This window comes from Shewanella carassii (genome assembly GCF_019670705.1).
Taxonomy (GTDB): domain Bacteria; phylum Pseudomonadota; class Gammaproteobacteria; order Enterobacterales; family Shewanellaceae; genus Shewanella; species Shewanella carassii.
On the sequence record NZ_AP024618.1, the window covers coordinates 3,561,631 to 3,582,660 of the forward strand.

Annotated in this window: 17 protein-coding genes; all 17 read right to left on the bottom strand. The window is 47.6% G+C overall.

Annotation, left to right across the window (positions count from 1 at the left end):
• Position 1 precedes the first annotated feature (1 nt).
• Positions 2-1,333, bottom strand: a complete 1,332-nt coding sequence (tssK, locus tag K5621_RS16130; protein ID WP_071237773.1) for a type VI secretion system baseplate subunit TssK — start codon at positions 1,331-1,333, stop codon at positions 2-4.
• Between the two features lie 2 nt (positions 1,334-1,335).
• Entirely contained in the window at positions 1,336-1,866 is a 531-nt protein-coding gene (gene tssJ, locus K5621_RS16135) for a type VI secretion system lipoprotein TssJ (RefSeq protein WP_025889986.1), read from the bottom strand.
• Positions 1,866-3,194 carry a type VI secretion system-associated FHA domain protein TagH gene (gene tagH, locus K5621_RS16140; RefSeq protein ID WP_100144116.1) on the bottom strand — a complete coding sequence of 443 codons (1,329 nt, stop codon included), beginning with the start codon at positions 3,192-3,194 and terminating at the stop codon, positions 1,866-1,868. Before tagH ends, tssJ begins: the two co-directional genes overlap by 1 nt.
• 15 nt (positions 3,195-3,209) lie before the next feature.
• The gene (gene tssG, locus K5621_RS16145) at positions 3,210-4,220 is read right to left on the bottom strand and encodes a type VI secretion system baseplate subunit TssG (RefSeq protein ID WP_071237775.1); all 1,011 of its coding nucleotides are present in this window, start codon (positions 4,218-4,220) and stop codon (positions 3,210-3,212) included.
• Positions 4,184-5,950, bottom strand: a complete 1,767-nt coding sequence (gene tssF / locus K5621_RS16150) for a type VI secretion system baseplate subunit TssF (protein ID WP_221049759.1) — start codon at positions 5,948-5,950, stop codon at positions 4,184-4,186. Before tssF ends, tssG begins: the two co-directional genes overlap by 37 nt.
• A gap of 2 nt (positions 5,951-5,952) precedes the next feature.
• Positions 5,953-6,381 carry a type VI secretion system baseplate subunit TssE gene (tssE, locus tag K5621_RS16155; protein ID WP_051472870.1) on the bottom strand — a complete coding sequence of 143 codons (429 nt, stop codon included), beginning with the start codon at positions 6,379-6,381 and terminating at the stop codon, positions 5,953-5,955.
• 5 nt (positions 6,382-6,386) lie between these two features.
• The gene (tssC, locus tag K5621_RS16160) at positions 6,387-7,862 is read right to left on the bottom strand and encodes a type VI secretion system contractile sheath large subunit (protein ID WP_025889984.1); all 1,476 of its coding nucleotides are present in this window, start codon (positions 7,860-7,862) and stop codon (positions 6,387-6,389) included.
• Positions 7,863-7,947: 85 nt separating this feature from the next.
• Positions 7,948-8,436: a type VI secretion system contractile sheath small subunit gene (gene tssB / locus K5621_RS16165; RefSeq protein WP_025012103.1), complete on the bottom strand. Its 489-nt coding sequence runs from the start codon at positions 8,434-8,436 to the stop codon at positions 7,948-7,950.
• Between the two features lie 886 nt (positions 8,437-9,322).
• Positions 9,323-10,444 carry an SEL1-like repeat protein gene (locus tag K5621_RS16170; RefSeq protein ID WP_221049760.1) on the bottom strand — a complete coding sequence of 374 codons (1,122 nt, stop codon included), beginning with the start codon at positions 10,442-10,444 and terminating at the stop codon, positions 9,323-9,325.
• A 15-nt stretch (positions 10,445-10,459) separates the two neighbouring features.
• Complete coding sequence (locus K5621_RS16175) at positions 10,460-11,608, bottom strand: hypothetical protein (protein ID WP_221049761.1); 1,149 nt, start codon at positions 11,606-11,608, stop codon at positions 10,460-10,462.
• 57 nt (positions 11,609-11,665) lie between these two features.
• On the bottom strand, positions 11,666-12,820 hold the full coding sequence (locus K5621_RS16180; RefSeq protein WP_221049762.1) for a hypothetical protein: 1,155 nt from the start codon (positions 12,818-12,820) through the stop codon (positions 11,666-11,668).
• 334 nt (positions 12,821-13,154) lie between these two features.
• A complete protein-coding gene (locus K5621_RS16185; RefSeq protein WP_221049763.1) occupies positions 13,155-14,273 on the bottom strand; it encodes a hypothetical protein in 1,119 nt (372 codons plus the stop codon).
• A gap of 15 nt (positions 14,274-14,288) precedes the next feature.
• Positions 14,289-15,440 carry a hypothetical protein gene (locus K5621_RS16190; protein ID WP_221049764.1) on the bottom strand — a complete coding sequence of 384 codons (1,152 nt, stop codon included), beginning with the start codon at positions 15,438-15,440 and terminating at the stop codon, positions 14,289-14,291.
• Positions 15,441-15,451: 11 nt separating this feature from the next.
• Positions 15,452-16,558, bottom strand: a complete 1,107-nt coding sequence (locus K5621_RS16195) for a hypothetical protein (RefSeq protein ID WP_221049765.1) — start codon at positions 16,556-16,558, stop codon at positions 15,452-15,454.
• Positions 16,558-19,578, bottom strand: a complete 3,021-nt coding sequence (locus K5621_RS16200) for a hypothetical protein (RefSeq protein WP_221049766.1) — start codon at positions 19,576-19,578, stop codon at positions 16,558-16,560. The genes K5621_RS16195 and K5621_RS16200 overlap by 1 nt, the downstream gene beginning before the upstream one ends.
• A gap of 262 nt (positions 19,579-19,840) precedes the next feature.
• Positions 19,841-20,497, bottom strand: a complete 657-nt coding sequence (locus K5621_RS16205) for a hypothetical protein (protein ID WP_221049767.1) — start codon at positions 20,495-20,497, stop codon at positions 19,841-19,843.
• Between the two features lie 155 nt (positions 20,498-20,652).
• On the bottom strand, positions 20,653-21,030 hold the full coding sequence (locus tag K5621_RS16210; RefSeq protein ID WP_221049768.1) for a DUF4123 domain-containing protein: 378 nt from the start codon (positions 21,028-21,030) through the stop codon (positions 20,653-20,655).

The window sequence follows — 21,030 nt, forward strand, 5'->3', positions numbered from 1 at the left end:
CTTAGCTCCTGATAGCCCAGAATTGCAGTTCGAGTTCCGGGAAGTCCCCCGCCACGTGGAAGGCAAAACCACTGGAATTCACCAGCATCTCCCAGGCCCGGCTGGAACGCTCCAGCTGGAAGTAGGTGTAACCCGCGTGGTAAGGCAACTGCCTTGGGGCCACCGGCAGCGGAGACAGAGGCACACCCGGCAGCTGCAGCGAAATGAGCTCGCGGATCTTCTCCACCGAGGCGATCTTGGTTTGCTGGATAAACAGTTTCTTGAGTTCGTCCAGCGGCATTCTGGCACGCACCGCCAGAATGAAGTCGGCCTGTTTCAACAGATCCGGATCCTGCACCGGCGCCACCATGAGGCCATACTTGCGTTTGTGCAGCTGCAGCGATACCGCCTTGGGCTCGAGCACTATGCTGAGAGACTGGCGCAGAGTCGACATCACCTGAGTGAAGGCCGCTACCGGCATATCGTGGTCATAGGCGGCAAACGCCGGTGCCATGCGGCTATCATCGGTAAAGGTGAACAGCTCGCCACAAACACTGACCAGAGCCTGATACAGGGTTTCCGGATGCAGGGTCCGCGACAGGGACTGGTGCTGCAACACAGGCTGCATGCGATTGAGAGATTGCAGCAACATGAAATCGGCCACATCTGCCACCCCGCCCTGGCTCGGCGAGCCCAGGCGCTGGGCGATATTGCGGGCCCGCTCGCGCATCAGACCGGCCATCTCGCCGAGGAAACGGTGCAAAATCGGCACGGCGCTGACATTGTAGTGGCAGGGAATAAAGTTGGGATCCAGCACTACACTGCCGTCGGGACGCTTTTCCAGAATGCGGGCGATGGCCAGCGAGCTGTAGGCGCTGCGATCTTCCTTCTCCAGCATCAATCTGAGCCTGACCGGGCTGACATCAATGGCGGTAAAGTCGCCCTGATGGGTGTGAATGTCCCGCACCTCGTGACGCCGATTGAGATAGCGTCCGGCGCCCTGCTCGTCCTGGGCCACTTCGGTAATTGAATCACTGCGCAGCGACAGCGCCAGGTAAACAATCTGGTTGGCCAGTGAGCTGTCGGCCACTTCCAGTGCGTCCGGCAATACATCCTCCTGAGGGATGTTGAACACAGTGCCGTCCGGCATTACACCACGGGCACGCTGAATCGCAATGCGACCAAAGCTGAGATACTCGGGGTTGAGTTCAAGCTCGGTGATCCCATAGAGGTAACCGCTGACCGCATTGAGCCTGGCGTCAGTGAGGTATTCCTGATAACGCTGCTGCTGTTGGAAGTGCTGAGGCTTGATAAACAGCCCTTCACTCCATATCACTCTGTTTCTTGAAGACATTGTTATTCCACTTTATCCAGTACTATGTCCTGCTCACTGAAAAACATCAGCAGGTGATATTCACGGCCCATGGGTTTGATCTTGACGACCTTCTTCCATTGGGCGACCTCGGGATCACTGAAATGCGCCATGATGCCTATGTATCTGGTGTCCTCATCGACAGCGAAATGGTCGATAAACTTGAACTGTCCCGGCAGCAGGGTGTAGTCACTGTGGTCGATATAATTGGAGCCGAGCGCCTCTTTGTAATCCGCCTTGAGCGAGTCAAAGTCGGCGGCCAGAAACTTGGAGTCATCTTCCAGCTCGTACACCACCAGCTCCAGCGGCGTGGCATCGCCGGCCGCATTGGGGTTGACCTTATCGAGCGCATACATGCTGTAGGTCAGTTGTGTCGGCAGGTCTTTGGCCTCTCCCACTGGAATGGAAGGGTCCCACAGTACCTGCGCCGTTTTCTTGGTGGCATTCCATGCCGAGCTGCAAGCGGCCAGCTGAAGCAAACAAAGCCCGATTAAACCCAGCCTTATCAGTCCCATCAGAATTCCCTTTGCAGTTCCCTGAGTTTCTTGTCATAGGCCTGTTCAAACACTTCCCAGAAGAGTTTACGGAAGCCCTGTTGACGGGATGACGTCAACTCCTGGTAGTAGTTCTCGTACATTTCCCAGGCCCAGTTCTCACCTGGGTTGAGCGCCGACTCGCTCACCTTGCGGTATTGGCTGAAGCGCCTCAGCAGGGTGTCGGGTGAGAAAGACTTGAGGATGTAGTTGAGCGCCTCTGTGATGGCGTGCTGTACCGCTTCATTGTGGTGCTCGATGGAATTCAGGCTCTCGCTGATGGCGGCCGCCGGAGACAGATGCACCGGGCTCTTGTTGTCATCAAACAGAGTGCGGACGGTTTCCTGATAATCCAGCCCCAGACGCAGCGGGTTATCTTCGATGGGCTGCAGGTTCTTGTTGATCAGATCATAACGGCTGCTTTGCGCGTCCTGATGCAGTGACAGCAGGCCTTTAATGGCGGCCTGCAAAGCAGCGCCCATTTCAATGGCCAGTGCCTGCTGGGTGCCTGTGTCGTTCATATCACCCAGCTGTACCCCTAAGCCGCGCAGCATAGGTCCGGTGGCGATATGGGTGCCTTCATCGGCGGGCCAATCATTGCCCAGGCCGTTTTTGACTTCAGATTCCAGTAAGTCCAGTGCATTCTCGTCCATAATATTGTCCATTTTCGCTCGTTTGTTCAGATGAATAGCCGAACCGGTATCGAAGTCCGTGTCGGCCTGGGCGGTAAAATTCTTGCCTTGCCAGTAGAGTTCCTTGGCCAGCAGGGATTCGGCGTTTTCCTGCTCTTTGGTCACAGATTCCTGGTCAAATTCAACGCTTTTGACCGCGGCCTGTTGTTGCCTGTCCAGTGCCAGTAAAGGGTCATCCAGACTGGCATCGGTTTCTTCCTCTTCTTCGGCGGTTTCCGCCTGAATAAGTGAACCGTTCTCAGACTTGAACCATTCAGAAAGCTGGCCGGTTACCGGGTCATCGGCCTGCTCGCTGTCGAGCAGCGTCACCCGTACTTTGTAGGGGCCAATGGCGATATGATCGTTCTCATTCAGCCGGGCTTTGCGATCCCGCCCAAGCTCCACGGTGGAGCCGTTGAGAAACACCCGGCCGCAGAGATCTTCAATACAGAAATGACCGTCCAACCAGAGGATGCGACAGAAGTAGTCGCCTATGGTGCGCTCCCTGTCCCTGAGCACCCATTCGCAACCTGGGCCGGCGCCTATCAGGCCGCCGTCCTTGTTCATTCTTGTGTGGGGCACCAGGCCTGACTCCAACAGCTGGGAGTTCACCACATTCAACGCAATCAAATTACTCAAGAGGCCAACCTCCCTTTATTGCCTGATTTGAATCAATACGCTCTTGCGCGTGCTATCGCCCTTGCCGAGGAAAGAGGACCATCCCAATTGGCCGCCCTTTTCTTCCCCCAGTTGCAGCAGCGGGGCTTCATCTTCCCTGAGCGTCAGCTCAAGGTCATAGGCCATCTGTTCCCGCAGGATCACTTCCATCACCTTACAAAGTGGCTGGAACTCCCGCCCGGATGGCAGAAAATCGCGAAAACGCTCTAACGACAGCTCTTCCATACAGAGCACAAACTTGCCGCAAAGATCGCCGACCCGCTCCCCGAGCATGGTGTCTTCCCCCAGCCTGGAATTGGCCATCCCCAAACGGCAACGCTGGGACTCGGGGATCTCCACCTGTCGCAGTTGCCATTGGCGAATGCTCACCTGGGGCAGGTCGAAACAGTGCGCCACTATGCCGGCAACCGCCTGGGGCGAGCGGCTGCGACCGGCGAGCATGCCGGCGTAGGCCAGCATCTTGCACCAGTTGATTGGCGTGTCGCCGCGGATATCCTCATTGGCCAGTCCCACCAGGGCGTAGACCTGGGCCGAAAAACTGTCGCTGGCATCGTCCTGAAAACGCACGTAATAACGGTATTTGCGCCACAGGCGATACAACAAGGAAATCAATCTGTTATTAAAGAAATCCAGAAAGTTGCGCCGAATGCCGTCTTCATCGTCGAGCAGCATATCCAGCAGGTAACTGGGCAGCGGCGACTGGGCGCCATTGAGACCGAGAAAACAGGTCTCCAGCCGCAGGCGCCCATCCCCCAGAGACTCGAGCATGGAGATATCCGCCGGCGCAAATCCAAGGCTTGGATTGGCGCTGAACTGCAACTCACCGGCCAGTTCCCACTGGGCATCTTCCGGATCTCTGTCTTCCAGTTGGTGCAATAACTCCACCAACTGGAAAAAGCTGTACTCACGGTAATCCTGCGGCAGCCTGCTGCCACCCGGCTCCGGAAAGGTTATATCAGCGGTTGTTGACCGCTCTGGATATCCCATGTGTACCTTTCCTTGTTATGAGCATTGATAACCACCAACTCATGAAACGAGTTGATGCTGGCGTAGAGGGCAAAAAAGTGGTTCAGCACAGTGCCGAACAGGTAAAGGTCACCCTCGGAGCCGAAATACTGTTGGTCGAGCACCAGCTCTGTCTTGAGGCCACGAACCGGCAATCCCCTGACAATTCTTTCGGTCGGCCCGGACTGAATACTGCTGATGCCGTCGAGTCGCATCCGGGTGACCCGCTCGGCTTGTCTGTCGACCAACGCCTTGAAGTCATAGGCACGGATGATGGAACAGATGGCATCACGGGACAGCAGTGACAGATAGTTGAGCGACAAGTTGGAGATCAGGGTCCACAGCAAACTGCCATCGAGCACAGGCCGCAAAGGGTGGCTGGGCTCGGTGATATTGCTGAAACGGGCAAAGCTTGGCGATGTATCTGTGGCGACGCAGATGTCGCCCTTGCCCAACTTGGTCGGCAGTTGCCGGTTGGAGCAGGTCAGTGTCACCGACACGGCTTCTGTCATGTCCAGGCACTGGGTTTCGTCACTGCGCACAAATGAGAGGCAATGGTCCAGGCCATCGTTGCGCATGCTGTCGCGCACCCGCATCCGGTAATAAAGCGCGGTGCGATTACGAGCGCGCTCCACTTCATGTTGGAAGCTCTCAAACGGCGAATAGACTCGCTGTTGGCCGCGCATTCTGCCCTCATTGGAGTCCAGCCAACCCTGCACCTTGTCGACACTGAAGATTTCAAAATGAGATGGATGGCGACTGGAAGGCACAATCGGGTATTCGACCCGCTTGCCGTTGAGATCAATAGGATCGGCGTCGTGCTCAAACAGGTTGATAGCCGGAACACAGTAGAGCAGGAAAGTATCCTGACGCACATGCACGTCGGCAGGCAACGTCTTGGAAAAAGTGAGTTTGAGGCTGAAGTCACCCTTGAGATATTCGGGGATACACTTGGCGATTCCCTTGATATCGAAGAAATGAAACGCCTCGGGGAATGTCAGGTACTCCTGCAGGATCCGATAGCCTTCATAGACGTTTTTCGGATAGGGCAAGATACCACTGCCGGCCTCAAATCCTACTGACGCAAAGCTGCTGCGCGGCAAGCGATAACTGCCATGGGCGCCGACAATTTCGATAGAGTCCAGATAATGATTCAACCAAAGATACAGCATCTGGGCACTGTAGCTTTGGCCTCCCAGATAAAACCTGAGGCTTTCCAGCCCCATTTCAAGCAGGGAAAGGTCGCTGTTGTTATCAAAATCCAATTGAATAATAGAGGCTTCCCGGGAATGGGAAGCGTCTATATGACGGATTTGCACCGGATAAACATCAACAGGACGACAGGTACGAAAGTGGCAGATCTGCCCTTCAACCGGATGACTGTCCAGCATACAACCGGCCGCAATTTCCTGCCTATGGGTGATCCCCTTCTCATGCGGATAGAAGCGCATGATGGTATGACTGGGAATAGGCCTGAGATAGTTGGGCCACAGCATGCTGATCATCGAGTGAGTAAACTCGGGGAATTCATCGTCAATCTTTTCCCTGAGTCGACCGGTCAGAAAAGCAAAGCCCTCGAGCAAACGCTCGATATCGGGATCAGTGTGGTTACCGTGAAGATAACGCGCCAACTGCGGATGGATATCCGAAAATTCCCGCCCCTGCTCTCTCAAGAAAGCAAGTTCATCCCTGAAGTATTTGTCCTGAGGCACTGCTAAACCACTCTGTATCTGCGACTGTTATCCAATAACAAATCGATCTTCAACTTATCCTTGTTGGAAGCCACTCTGATGCTGCCGTAGATGTGGAACCTGAGGTTCATCGGATTGCCCTCATCGAACAACACGCTGACATCAATATCTGTCAGCCTGGGTTCAAAGCGGCTCAGGCAAGCCTTGATTCCGTTACGCATCCTCAGGCCAAGATCCACACTGCCGGAACTGGCATCATTGAAATCGAACAGTCCCAGTTCAGGACAGCTCTGGCTTTCTCCAATGCGGGTATTGAGAATATGTGAAACATTACGTTTGATGGAATCGACGACAGCATCCAAGCTGCTGTCGCCATATCCACTTTGGCGTTCGGCTCCCAAGCGTTCAAAGAAGCCGACACCAAAAGTTCCGGAGAAATCATCGTTCAACAACGTGATTACTCCTGATCCAAACGTCCTACCAGCGACAGTTCAAAGTTGGCACCCATGTACTTGAAGTGCGGACGCACAGCCATGGAAACCTGATACCAACCTGGATCGCCCTGAACATCCATCACCTCAACCTTGGCGGCACGCAAAGGACGACGGCTACGAACATCTGCCGGTGGGTTTTCCTGATCGGCAACATACTGTTTGATCCAGTTGTTCAGCTCGCGCTCCAGATCCTGACGCTCTTTCCAAGAACCTATCTGCTCACGCTGCAACACCTTGATGTAGTGTGCCAGGCGGTTGATGATCATCATGTAAGGGATCTGGGTACCCAACTTGTAGTTGGTCTCGGCTTCCTTGCCTTCCTTGGTGTTGGGGAACACCTTAGGTTTTTGAATCGAGTTGGCAGAGAAGAAGGCCGCATTGTCACTGCCCTTACGCATAGTCAGGCTGATAAAGCCTTCATCGGCCAGTTCAAATTCCTTGCGGTCGGTGATCAAGACTTCGGTCGGGATCTTGGACTGCAAAGCGCCCATGGATTCGAACACGTGTACCGGCAGATCTTCCACCGCACCACCGCTCTGTGGGCCAATGATGTTAGGACACCAGCGATACTTGGCGAAGCTCTCTGTCAAACGGGTAGCCAGAGCAAACGCCGTGTTACCCCAGAGGTAATCTTCGTGGCTGGCGCTGACATTTTCACGATAGTTAAAGCTGCGAACCGGGTTATCGATTGGGTCATAAGGCACACGCAGCAGGAAGCGAGGCGCCGTCAGACCTATGTAGCGCGCATCTTCAGACTCACGCAGCCCACGCCACTTGGTGTACTTGGGGCTTTCGAAAGTAGACTTGAGGTCCTTGAGATTCGGCAGTTCTTCAAACGAGTCGACACCGAAGAATTCAGGCGCAACTGAAGACAGGAACGGCGCATGAGCCATGGCCCCAACAGCACCAACGTACTGCAGCAACTTCATATCCTGAGTCGAAGGGGTGAAGGCATAGTTACCGACGATAGCGCCAACAGGCTCACCACCGAATTGGCCGTAACCGGCAGAATAAACATGCTTGTACAGACCGGACTGAGCAGTTTCCGGTGAAAATTCAAAATCATCCAGCAGCTCGTCTTTGGTGACGTGCAGCAATTCAATTTTGATATTTTCACGGAAATCGGTTCTGTCGACCAACAGCTTGAGGCTACGCCAGGCTGATTCTATCTGCTGCACCTTTTCATTGTGCAGAATGGCATCCATCTGTTGGCTGATCTTCTTGTCCAGCTCAACCAACATCTTGTCGACCAGAGCCTTGTTGACCGGCTCGGCAGTGTTGTCTGTCTCCAGAATGTTACCGATGAAAGCAGCAACACCACGGCGAGCAATGTCATAGCCTTCATCCACCGGCGCCATCCGGGTTTGTGCCATTATCTGATCGAGCAGAGTTGCATTGGCACTTTGGGAAGCGCCTGATGTTTGATTTTGAACATCCATGAATTTTGATTCCTCAATTACACTTGTGTCTATATCCGAGACATAATCCACAGCCTATCTCCATAACGGCTTATATTGGCTTGAATTATTGTTCCATCTGCTGCAATTCACTCAGCAGTTTTTCTCTAGACTCTTCCGTTGCAATTAATTCCTGCAACTTGGCTCTGAAGGCAGGAATATTTCCCAATGGTCCCTTAAGTGCAACCAAAGCTTCACGAAGTTCGATTAACTTTTGAATTTCAGGAACCTGCTCACCAATAGAATCAGGTGAGAAATCTTTGAGGGAATCGAATTTAAGATCAACAGACAACTCAGCACCATCTTCATCTGTCAATTTATTGTCAACTGTCGCAGAAATTGACAGATTGGCTTCTTTCATAACGGATTCAAAATTAGATTTATCAACTTGAACCGTCTTACGCTCTTCCAATTGAGAGTCTTCAGGATGACCCTTAAAGTCACCTAAAACCAACAACTTAAGAGGAAGTTCCATTTCACTCTGTTGATCACCCGTAGAGGGAACATATTTGATGTTAATACGTTCCTTCGGAGCGACTGAACCATCTTTCGCCATGAGATTATCTCCATATAAGATCTTTTACGACTGGTAAGTCCATTTCAAAAGCAGACCTAACTTACAAGCCCAACAAGTCATAGTCAATCGGCGTTTCAGACCTTAGTATAATAATCAAATTCACATTTAATTAACAATAGAAACAATAATATCAAGAAGAGTAATACTTAAGTGGGGCATCCATTATCCCAAAAGGCTAAATTTAAGAACATTAGATAATCAAAACTGCTTTTTTATAAAGATGAGCCTCCATTAAAAAGTCTCTTATAAATACAAAAAGTAAGAGATCTCTTACAGTGAATAAAGAAAGATCCGGGGCCTATTCTACAAAAGTGGGAAAAACCAAGACCTAAGTATTAGCGTTTGTTAAATTACAGTAACCGATCAAAAAACCAAGCCAGAGAGTAGAGAGCAGAGAGTCACCAAGCAAGCAAAGGACCGCTAAGGAAGCTCCCTATGGGTTCCATACGCGCTCTACATAGGTAAACAGCAGTGGGTGCGAGGCGAGTCTCGCCGCGAATGCTACAAACAGTGACCACTTTTCTTTGCCCATTGTTTCCTGCTTTGCCACATCATTCTAGCTGCCCGGCATCCTGGATGGCGGCAGAGGTTCCAAACCTATTCGATACAAGCTAGAAAAGTGTTATCGCTAAGCAGCCTCGACAAGGAAGTGAGTGGTGCCAGGGATCCCCAAAAAATCAGCACCTTTTCGCTGGATCTGGAGTGACTTCTTTAAACAGGTAAATACTGCAGGAAGGCCCGAATGGTTAGGGACTCCTTCAAGGCCAAGAGTTCCTTATTTGCAGGGATGGGTTGCTAAGATCTCTGTTGAGATATAACTACATCAGCACAGATATAGTCTTGTCTTGCCGCATCCATGCTCTTGCTAGTGATAGACTTCCACATCGTAAATTGCATCGATATAAATAACCGGCGTTATTTCTGAGATGATTTTTTCGGCTTGTTCTTTAGCCGCAGATATTTCATCTTCAGTGAGTGGTGAATTCAATTCTCTTGCATGATACTGTATAAGCATTACATATGAATCATCCCTAAAGTAATCTTTAGAAACATATACATAAGGAAGGAGCAACAAAATATTTTCTCTCCCGATTACATTATCACCGTATCCTATATATGCTGCATAAATAGAACGAATAGCATTAGAATTGTATCCCAGTGCCAAGGCCCTCTTGGCGTAAACCAGTGCTTCATCCTGACCAATGTACTTTCTAAATGATGTGGATAACCTATACATAGCTGGCGCGAAGTTATCATTGGCCGCCATTTTGAGTAGAGTTACCACCTTGGCAGCATCGGCTTCACTGAGTTCACCAGCCTCATAAGCCTGACCATATTTCAGTGCCAGCTTGACCATAGGGGCATAATACTTCTGCTTGGCCGCTTCAGCTGCCCTGTCGGCATCCATGGAGGCCGCATAACGACTCAGTACATCATCGGGGTTGGCTTGCAAGCGCTGCCGGAAAGCTTCCCGCGCCTTGTCTGCCCAGGCATCGTCGCAGTAACTGCCAAGATACCATTCACAATCCTGAAGGGTTTCTCCCGCTGGTACCAAACGCCGCATCGCATAGGGGTTTCCGGCCATAGCAGCATCATGGATCCATTTGTCTCCACCAGACAGAACACTGAGTCGTAAGACTGTCATGCCATACCATAACATAGCATCACTGTTACCTGCTTCGGCCAGTGGCAAGAGTGCCCTTTCGGCCAGATCCCTTCTCAGCGACTGCAACTCATATAAACCGTTGAATAAAGGATCATCGGGTTTGACCAAGCTACTGGCATAGATATCCGGATTGGGCTGACTCTCGGCTGCCAAGGCCAGTAACTCGTCATTATCAATAATCGCAGCATGGGGACTGGGTTGTGCACTCTGGCCGCCATATAACCACAGCCCGATCAAGCATATTGATAACACCAGTGTTCCGATTGTTCGCAATGAAACACTAAAAGCAACTAATTTAAACTTAACCGTTTGTTGTCTCATCTACAGATAGTAGGATTAATAATAATTATAATAACGATGATCGAATAACTCATCGATATATACCACCGGTGTTATTTTCTCAATAATTTTTTTCGCTTCTTCCGTGGCATCACTCAGTTCAGCTTCAACAAATGGCCTATCTATTTTACTCACATCATGATTCAGCAAGTCTAATACAGTCTTATTACCAAAATAGTCATTCGAAACATATGCATAAGGAAGTACGCGTAGAAGATAATTTCGATCAGATGTCTTATTAAACATCTTCTTATTTCTAAAATATATTGAGCTAGTAGAATCACTTCCGAGCTGCATAGCCTTTTCTGCCCAGAATATTGATTTACTGTAACCGATAGTATCAGTAAAAGTGCGAACAGCTAATAAACGAATTGCGGGTACGAAATTATCGTTTGCTGCCAATGTCAATAATTGTGCTAATTGACGAATTTCCTCAGCTGAAAGAATATGAACTTCACTTTCATTCACATATATACGAATTAAACTGGTTAACGGCGCATAGTATTTACCCTTTGCTGCCTCAGCCGCTCTATCCAATGCCTTTGAGGCCGCATAACGAGCCCGCACATCTGTTGGGTTATTCTTTGCCATTTCTTCAAAGGCTTGCTGGGCTTTACCTGCCCAACTTCGATCACAAAAGCCCGCTAAGTAAAAATGGCAGGGATTTTCTTTGTCTTTAGTGGGAATAAGCTTTTTCATCGCGTAAGGATTACCCAGCTTGGCCGATCGCTCTATCATACTCGGCGCATCAGAGCTGAGTATATTCAGTCCCAATGATGCCAAGCCATACCAGTACATTCCCTCGGGGTTGTCTATGACGGCAAAGGCAGCTAGCTCACCACTGGCTGCTCTATCCTGCTGTAGCTGCAACTTATAAAGACCTGAAAATAAGGGGTTGTCGGGTTTAATAAAGCTGCTGGCATAGATGTCCGGATTAGGCTGACTCTTGGCTGCAAGTGCCAAGAGCTCCTTATTTTCAAGAATGGGTTGATGCGAATAGCTAAGATCCCTGTTGATATATAAGTAGATAAAAACAACTAAAAGAGCAGAAAACGTGGCTACCGCCAGCAACAGCAACCCAACCCGCTTCTTCTTTTCAGAGATCTTTTCAAACTTCTCTATAATTGTGCCTACTGTAAAATCCATGACTTTGCCCATCATGATCACTAAAATTAATTCAAGAAGGAGTATTTAAAAAATTAACTACATACCACGACCATAGATATCAATATCAAATATTTCATCAATATACACAACTGGTTTCATTCCTTCAACAATATCTCCAGCCATTTTTTTTGCCTCAACTTTCTCATTATCTGTAATTGGCTCGTTAATTCTAACCGCATCATTTTCAATAAAAAACAAAAATGCTTCATCACCAAAATATTCCTTTGAAACATATGCAGCAGGAAGTGAATTTAGCAAATACCTCCTATCCAAACTTTCATCAAAAAGCTCCTTGTTTCTGAAATATATTGAAACAGCAGAATTACTACCTAACCCCATAGCTTTTTCAGACCAAAAAATAGCTTTTTCATATCCAATTTCATTGTTAAACACAGATACCAGCATCCGCATGGCAGGTACAAAATTATCGTTTGCAGCCATGGTTAAAAGTGAAACTAATTTCTGTGAGTCCTCCTCGCTTGGAGCTTGTCTCCTTTCAAAAGAATTAAGGTATACACTAATCCGCTCAACCATTGGTGCATAATACTTACTCTTTGCTGCCTCAACCACTCTATTTAACTCTTTTGAGGCAGCATAACGAGCTCGCACATCTTTTGGATTATTGTTAACCTTTTCTTCAAAGGAACGTTGTGCTTTCTCAGCCCATAAATCATTACAGTATTGTTCCAAATACCATTCACAATCTCTAAGTGTTGTACCTGCTGGAATTAACTTACGCATTGCATAAGGGTTTCCAAGCTTAGCTGAGCGCTCAATCAAACTTGGTGCATCTGAACTAAGTATATTCAACCCCAAAGTCGTAAATCCCAACCAATACATGGCTTCAATATTTCCTTTTGCAGCTAAAGGAGCAAGCGCTTCAGCAGCGACTTTACGTTTACGAAGTTGCAATGCATATACTCCAGTAAATAAAGGGTCATCTGGCATAATAAAACTACTTGCGTAAATATCAGGATTTGGTTGACTCTTAGCCGCCAAGTCTAAGAGTTCTTGGCTCTCAATTATGGATTGATGCGAATAGCTAAGATCTCTGTTGATATATAAGTAGATAACAACGGCCAAGAGAGCAGAAAACGTGGCTACCGCCAGCAACAGCAACCCGGCCCGCTTCTTCTTTTTAGAGATCTTTTCAAATTTCTCTATGATTGTGCCTACTGTAATATCAGCCACATCAGTTCCTTTTTAAGTTATGTAAATAATCAAAATATTAACCATCACGATGCCATGCTTTAATAGTATGAACTGCTCCAGGATGTAACATCATCAGTGCTGGGTTGTGCACTCTGGCTCCCAAATCGCCATAGTCCGAACAAGCATATCGATAACACCAATGCTGCAATGATTAATTTATGGGTTTTATTAAATTTTGATCTTTGAATCTGCACCATCAAAGCAAGCCCTCTGTTTTCAGGACGGAGAGAAATGTCTCCCTTCGGGGCCAATAAACTCTTACGGATGACACCTACTCTTCCCTCGCATCCTCGCTCGCTCATTATCTAAACATTTAGTAGTTATAAGATTCGACATCATAAATCTCATCGATATAAATAACAGGCGTTATTTCTGAGATGATTTTTTTGGCTTTTTCTTTAGCCGCAGAAATTTCCACTTTACTTACAGGAGCTCCTCCCTTATCAAGGTCGCCTATAATTATAAAGTCCAAGTTACGTCTTCTATAATATTTTTCAGCGGCATATATATAGGATAAAGCGACCAGCATTTCATCCCGATTCGTTCCTTTCTGCCACTCTTTAATATTCACGAGGATAATGGCATCTAAAGAGTTAAAACCTAGATGAAATGCTCTTTTGGCATAATAATTGGCCATCTCAAAACCGATAATTTTGTAAAAAGACCCCGCCAGTATGTCCATTGCCAACGGAAAGTTATCGTTAGCCGCCATTTTGAGTAGAGTCACCACCTTGGCAGCATCGGCTTCACTGAGCTTGCCGCCCTCATAAGCCCGAGCATACCTAAGAGCCTGCTTGACCATAGGGGCATAATACTTCTGCTTGGCCGCTTCAGCTGCCCTGTCGGCATCAATGGAGGCGGCATAACGACTCAGCATATCATCTGGATTGGCTTGCAAGCGCTGCTGGAAAGCTTCCCGCGCCTTATCCGCCCAGGCGTCGTCGCAGTATTTACCTAAATACCACTCACAGTTTTGCAGGGTTTCTCCCGCCGGTACCAAGCGCCGCATCGCATAGGGGTTTCCGGCCATAGCAGCATCATGGATCCATTTGTCTCCACCAGACAGAACACTGAGTCGTAAGACTGTCATGCCATACCATAACATGGCATCACTGTTGCCTGCCTCGGCCAGCGGCAAGAGTGCCTCTGCGGCCAAATCCTTTCTCAGCGACTGCAACTCATATAAACCTTTGAATAAAGGATCACCGGGTTTGACCAAGCTACTGGCATAGATATCCGGATTGGGCTGACTCTCGGCTGCCAAAGCCAGTAACTCGTCATTATCAATAATCGCAGCATGGGGACTGGGTTGTGCACTCTGGCTCCCAAATCGCCATAGTCCGAGCAGGCATATCGATAACACCAGTGTTCCGGTTGTTCGCAATGAAACACTAAAAGCATCCATTTTAGACTTAACAGTTTGTTGTCTCATCTACAGATAGTAGGCTCAATAATAGTGATAATAATCATGATCGAATAACTCATCGATATATACAACAGGGGTTATCTCTGAAATAATTTGTTCTGCTTTATGCTTGGCATCACTCAGTTCAGCTTCAGAAAATGGCTTATTTATTTTACCAACATCATCATTTAAAAGTTGTAACAATCCTTCATCACCAAAATATTTATCAGCAACATATGCCGCTGGCAATGACTTTAACAGATACTCTCTTTTAGATGTATCTTTAAACTTCTCTTTATTTATAAAGTATATTGAATTTGCAGAGTGACTACCTAACGCCATTGCTTTTTCAGACCAAAATATAACTCTTTCATAGCCGATAGCATTATCGAATGCACCGCCTATTAGCATCCGCATCGCCGGAACAAAATTATCATTTGCTGCCATAATCAAAAGTGAAACCAGCTCCTTCATCTCTGCATCACTTGGACTTTGCCCCTTTCCAAGAGAATTGAAATATACTTTAATCTGTTCAATCATAGGCGAATAGTACTTGCCCTTTGCGGCCTCAGCCACTCTATTCAACGCCTTTGAAGCAGCATAACGAGCCCGCACATCTGTTGGGTTACTTTTTACAATTTCTTCAAAGGCTTGCTGGGCTTTATCCGCCCAACTCCGATCACAGAAGCCCACCAAGTAAAAGTGGCAGAGATTTTCTTTGTCTTTAGTGGGAATAAGCTTTTTCATCGCGTAAGGATTACCCAGCTTGGCCGACCGCTCTATCATACTCGGCGCATCAGAGCTGAGTATATTCAGTCCCAATGATGCCAAGCCATACCAGTACATTCCCTCGGGGTTGTCTATAACGGCAAAGGCCGCCAGCTCACCACTGGCAGCACGATACTGCTGTAACTGCAACTTATAAAGACCGGAAAATAAGGGGTTGTCGGGTTTAATCAAACTACTGGCATAGATGTCCGGATTAGGCTGACTCTTGACTGCTAGTGCCAAGAGTTCCTTATTTTCAAGAATGGGTTGATGCGAATAGCTAAGATCTCTGTTGATATATAAGTAGATAACAACGGCCAAGAGAGCAGAAAACGTGGCTACCGCCAGCAACAGTAACCCAACCCGCTTCTTCTTTTCAGAGATCTTTTCAAACTTCTCTATGATTGTGCCCACAGTCGCATCCATGCTTACCTCAGCTAGTGATAGGCTTCTACATCGTAAATTGCATCGATATAAATAACCGGTGTTATTTCTGAGATGATTTTTTCAGCTTGTTCTTTAGCTTTGGATTCTTCTTTGCTTGTAAGTATGTACTTATTATCTTCCAAACGATATTTTATAAGCATTAAGAAACGATCTTCTCTAAAATAGTTTTTAGCAACATAAGCATATGGCAACAATGATTTCAGTTCATCTATATTTCCGGTAGAATCAAATGACCTCCGCCCTTCCACATAAATAGATACAATTGAGTTATACCCTAACATCAGTGCTTTCTCAGCATAAAACAATGATTCTTCCTTCCCCAAGTATTTACTGAATGATGCAGATAGCATATACATAGCGGGCGCAAAATTATCATTGGCCGCCATTTTGAGTAGAGTTACCACCTTGGCAGCATCGACTTCACTGAGTTCACCAGCCTCATAAGCCTGACCATATTTCAGCGCCAGCTTGACCATAGGGGCATAATACTTCTGCTTGGCCGCTTCAGCCGCCCTGTCGGCATCCATGGAGGCGGCATAACGACTCAGTACATCATCGGGGTTGGCTTGCAAGCGCTGCTGGAAAGCTTCCTGCGCCTTGTCGACCCAGGCATCGTCGCAGTAACTGCCCAGATACCATTCACAATCCTGAAGGGTTTCTCCCTCCGGAACCAAGCGCCGCATCGCATAGGGGTTTCCGGCCATAGCAGCCTCATGGATCCATTTGTCTCCACCAGATAGAACACTGGAACGCAAGACCGTCATACCATACCATAACATGGCATCACTGTTCCCTGCCTCGGCCAGCGGTAAGAGTGCCTTTTCGGCCAAATCCCTTCTCAGCGACTGCAACTCATATAAACCTTTGAATAAAGGATCACCGGGTTTGACCAAGCTACTGGCATAGATATCCGGATTGGGCTGACTCTCGGCCGCCAAGGCCAGTAACTCGTCATTATCAATAATCGCAGCATGGGGGCTGGGTTGTGTACTCTGGCTCCCAAATCGCCATAGCCCGAGCAGGCATATCAATAACACTAGTGTTGCAATGATTAATTTATGGGTTTTACTAAATTTTGAACTTTGAGTTTGCACCATCAAAGCAAGCCCTCTATTTTCTTTGTTCTGGAAGGGGGAAGCAGGGTATCCAACTCAGCAAGGCTCCAAGTTCTTTGCTTGAACAAGCCATTCCGCCGGTGTTCGAACATGGCCAAGTTTTCTGCCTCACTCACGGATTCTTGCAGAGTCTGGTATTTTTGGCTATCTGGATCGACTATTTTGGCAGTGACCATGGCCTGTAATCCTTCTGAGGTCAGATAACAGCCATAGACACTCTTACGGTTGACCTTTGGTTTGCCATCACGACCAATCCCTGGCTCATCCCATTCGTTGGAATACCAACACATATGAGCACATAGGCGTCCTCCCAAGCTATCAAAACTATCTTTAATCACGTCTATGAGCTTGCCATCCGTAGTCCTAACTTTTTTAATAAAATAAGCCAATTTCAGCCAGCTATCGAGTACTCTTTGCCAACGCCTGAGATAGGAGGCCGCCTCCTGGCCCTCCTTCACTCCCATTAACTCCAGTGCCTTGGTAAATTGGCGGCGGCGCAATACAACCTCCCTTGTATCGTCTCCCGGTTGCAGTTGTCGCATAATAAACAGCAGTGCTTCGGCCTGAATGCCACTGCCATTCCCTCCCGGGGATGCTATTAAGGCATCGAATAAGGCAGCCAAGGTTTCCGGAGGAGAATCCTTAAGCCAGGTCCGTGTCTTCTCACGTTGCTGAGTTTGCAGAATCCGGGAGGCAATTACTGGCGCATAATCTTCCTGAGTCGACTTATGCAGCCAATCTGCGTAAACCCTGGGAGGGAAAAGTAATATATCGGCCAGACTGAGCCCTGTGGCGATTGCCAAGGTCAATCTTTGGTTGAGTATATAAAAAAGCTTGGAGTCTTCATCGTCAAAGACGGCCAAACGACTAAAGCCGCTCTGCTTTAGCATGTTCAACAAGCAGCCAACAAAAAGATCTGTACTGAAAGGGTCGATTGCAATATTCAAGCTGCCCTTTACCCCAGGGCCACAAACGACCTTGGCGCCGACAACCAAGAAGAAACAACCCGCATCATAGCCTAGACGAAATGTCCCCTCGAATCCAAGACCTATCCCAACTGCGCCGCCGGCAGTTATTGAACCGAGTTTTCGCCACTGATTGGTGTTTAATTGCTCCTTATCTTGCTTCGTTTCTTTGGTTTCCTTCTCTTGCTTCTTATCAAGAACATCGGAAGACACAGGGGGTTTCCAATGAACTTCTCCTGTTACCGTGCCGCCGACTTCTGCACCGGCAAACAGTTCCGCAGTGGCTCCTGCCTGGGCGGCCCCTTCTATAACATTCTCTGGCCCCTCGGCCTTTATTTTCGAACGATTATAACCCGATGGCCGAAATGCCGAGCCTCTAACGCCTATCTCTTTCTTATCTGAACTGGAACCTATGCTGATGTTTGTAGCCAAATTCAAACTGGCTGCTATAAGGCCGTATGTGGTTACCTGTAGCCAAAAACAAATTTCACCGGCTTGATACAGTTGCTTGACTTCACTACCTGACTTGCGCGCAATATAGGGAAAATCAAGCTGTAACCCTTTCACTGGCATGGGGTTATAAGGCACATAAGCGTTCCCGGGAGCCTTGTTTCCCAAAGGAAACCAGGCACTGAAACCCAATTGTGCTCTGGCCAGATCCAGAGATAGATTAAGCGCAGTGTCTCCACTGAGTCTTTTGGCTACTTCAGAACCTTGGATAGCCAACCCCGGAGCCGTTAAAGAAGTGGTTGCCGATGAGGTGAAACGCATAAGTTGGGCATCGGCGGAAACAGTATAGCCATCCATACTGGTGTTGGATTGGTAAGCCCAATCCTTGCCCAGTAAAGAATGCTCATTTTGAAAATGAATCAAGGACATATCAAGAGAAAGTTGTTTATTCTCAGAAATTTGATTCATAAACTTCTTGTATGCATCTTTAGGCAGTCGGACTTTTGTCTGTTTGACTGTCTCAGCCACATCCTTGGGAAATTGGTTCAGCGTAGGTTCTTTCTGCTGCGCTTCAGCCGCATTTAATTCGTCACGCTCCTCCTTGGATTCAACCGCTTTGGTTGAGGCTGATAAGGCCACCCGCTGAGAAATGTCTTTAACATGCCCCTTGCCTGAACTAACCAGGTGCTTTTCCGAGGATGCGGGTAGCAACCAAGATGGGGTTCTGAGGTAGAAAGGGGTACCTTCACCTCCTTCTGAGAGCAGATAACATTCAACAACCCTGAGATCATTGTTATCAGGCAGATTCATTATCATGCCCGGGTGTTTTACGGCAGGTCTCCAGTCTTCAAAATTCCAAAGCACTGAATAGGATTTCTTGTTGACTTTCTTACTGATATTGATCACATCGCCCTTTTGAGCTCTGGAGTTTGCAAGCGCCTTCCAGTAATCCATTCGAACTTTACAGGCTTTCTTGATTAACAAGGGTTTTTCAAAGAAATCCGGAATGGATTCCAGTTTTATCTGCCGTAGGTCTTTAACTTGCTTCTCCCAAAAAGCATCCAGCTTAATATCCAGAGCTACCGTATCCCAATAGCCCCACTGAAAACCGCCACTCTCCATGAAAGCCTTGAGCCAGACATAGTCATCCGATTGCTCAAAATGCTTTTGTTTTCGATCCTTCTGTAACAGTTCAAAAAGAAGGTCTATCTGTTCATTGTTCAGTTCATCATCGCCAAAAAATGATGAACGCCGAACATTCACAACAGCATTATATTTTTTTGAATACTGCCTATATGAAGAAAACGTTTCTTTATATAGATTATTATTATTCAGTTCATCTAATGTAAGACATTGTTCCTTGAGGGCCATACCGGAAAGATTAAACATCAAAAGATTCCAGTAAAAACCATATTTCCTAGTATCATAGCCTAAAGAACCACTAAGGCTACTTAATTTATACCAGGAAATTTCTGGCTCATTAAAAATATCATCATACTGAAAGAACTCTTCCCCCCAGAAATAATTAAATGTTTTAGCAGCTTCACTATCACTTTGAGAAGCTAATGACTTATACTCAAATCCCAAGGTGCGTTTCAGGCTGCTGACATAGAGACTTACATTCTTCTCTTTATCACTGGTGAAATAATCTAAATTTTCATCATAAATAAACTTAGTGCCATCATCGGTTTCCCAACCATTGGCCTGTTTTTGGCTTTATCTTCCAGCTTTTTGCATTCAGCCAACACATATTCTTTCAGTTCTAATTCAATTTTCTTTCTGGCCTCGCCCAAGACATATTGGGTATTCAAGCTATCCAAAGAGCCTGATGGGTAATGATTGGCCGCTCTTACGCGCAGCTCAACCTCACTCTTGATAAAAAAGAATGTTTAGCCAGCAACTCAAAGCCTACGCTGCGAGCATAATCATCCAACTCATTAAGTTCAGCTTTTACCCAGAGTCCCAGTCCTTGGCTCCATTTGAGCAACCATAATGTTTTGTACCTTTCTTTATCTGCCGCATCAGAAAGAAATATCTCATACGGTAAATAGTCATAACGAGAGAGCAACCCAAGCTCATTGAGCTTTTGCAGCATCTTTTCATTAAAGTCGGGCGCATTGATATCCATGTCACTGAGCTGCAAATGCTGTCTTTCTTGCTTGAGTCTTTCTAACGCTTCAGAGGTCAGAGCATACCAATAGCGCTTCCCATCCTTTGGATGATTTGGCACATAGAGTACGTCTTCATACTCCACATAGGCACCTTCACAGGTTGTAATTCCTTTTCCACAGGCCCCATCCTCTGGAGGCGTAACGGTAGGCAGATGCTTGTTGACGTCAATAGGTACGACTTCATACTTCCAACTGATGAATTTATTCTGCAGCTCCAGAGTATTCATGTTCGCCAATTCGGCATAATCCATTTTGTGATAGTCGGCCAACATTCTCAGGCATTCATCCTGGACGTTTTGGCAAGCCCTAAGTGCCAAGTTATCTTTATGATTCATTTCACTAAATCCATTTACTAAAAACGGCTGAATTAAAGCTATAGCTTTCAACGGCTTTGGGTGTGTGTTTCAGAGACCTGAGTTCGCCCTGCTGGGAGGTCCACCAAAGCGCCGAGGCAGGCCCCAGAAGGGTGTCCCTGTCATCGGCATCCAGTTCAGAGTACAAAGGGGTCCAGCGTTTGATTGCTGTAATATCTGAAGATGGTCTGGCGCCCCAGGATCCTGGGCTGTAACAGGGCCAGCAAGTGTTGTTTCAGTGTGTCGAACGCCCCAGCCTGGCTGGCAAAAATCACCGCCGAGCTGCGCCAGAGAGAGTCATTTTGCCATATGGGCAACAGGCTGCTGTCGTGGCGCAAACGAAAGATGACCGGGCTCTGTGGCATCAGGTAGGCAAATGGACTATTGATGAAGAGATCGGCCAATTCGGGAGCCGCTTCATGTTGATAAGCCAGCTGCATCACCTTGGGATAACGAATTTTGTCGGTCAGCATCCAATACTCGACACCGGCCAATTCAGGCAGTAACTCACTCAT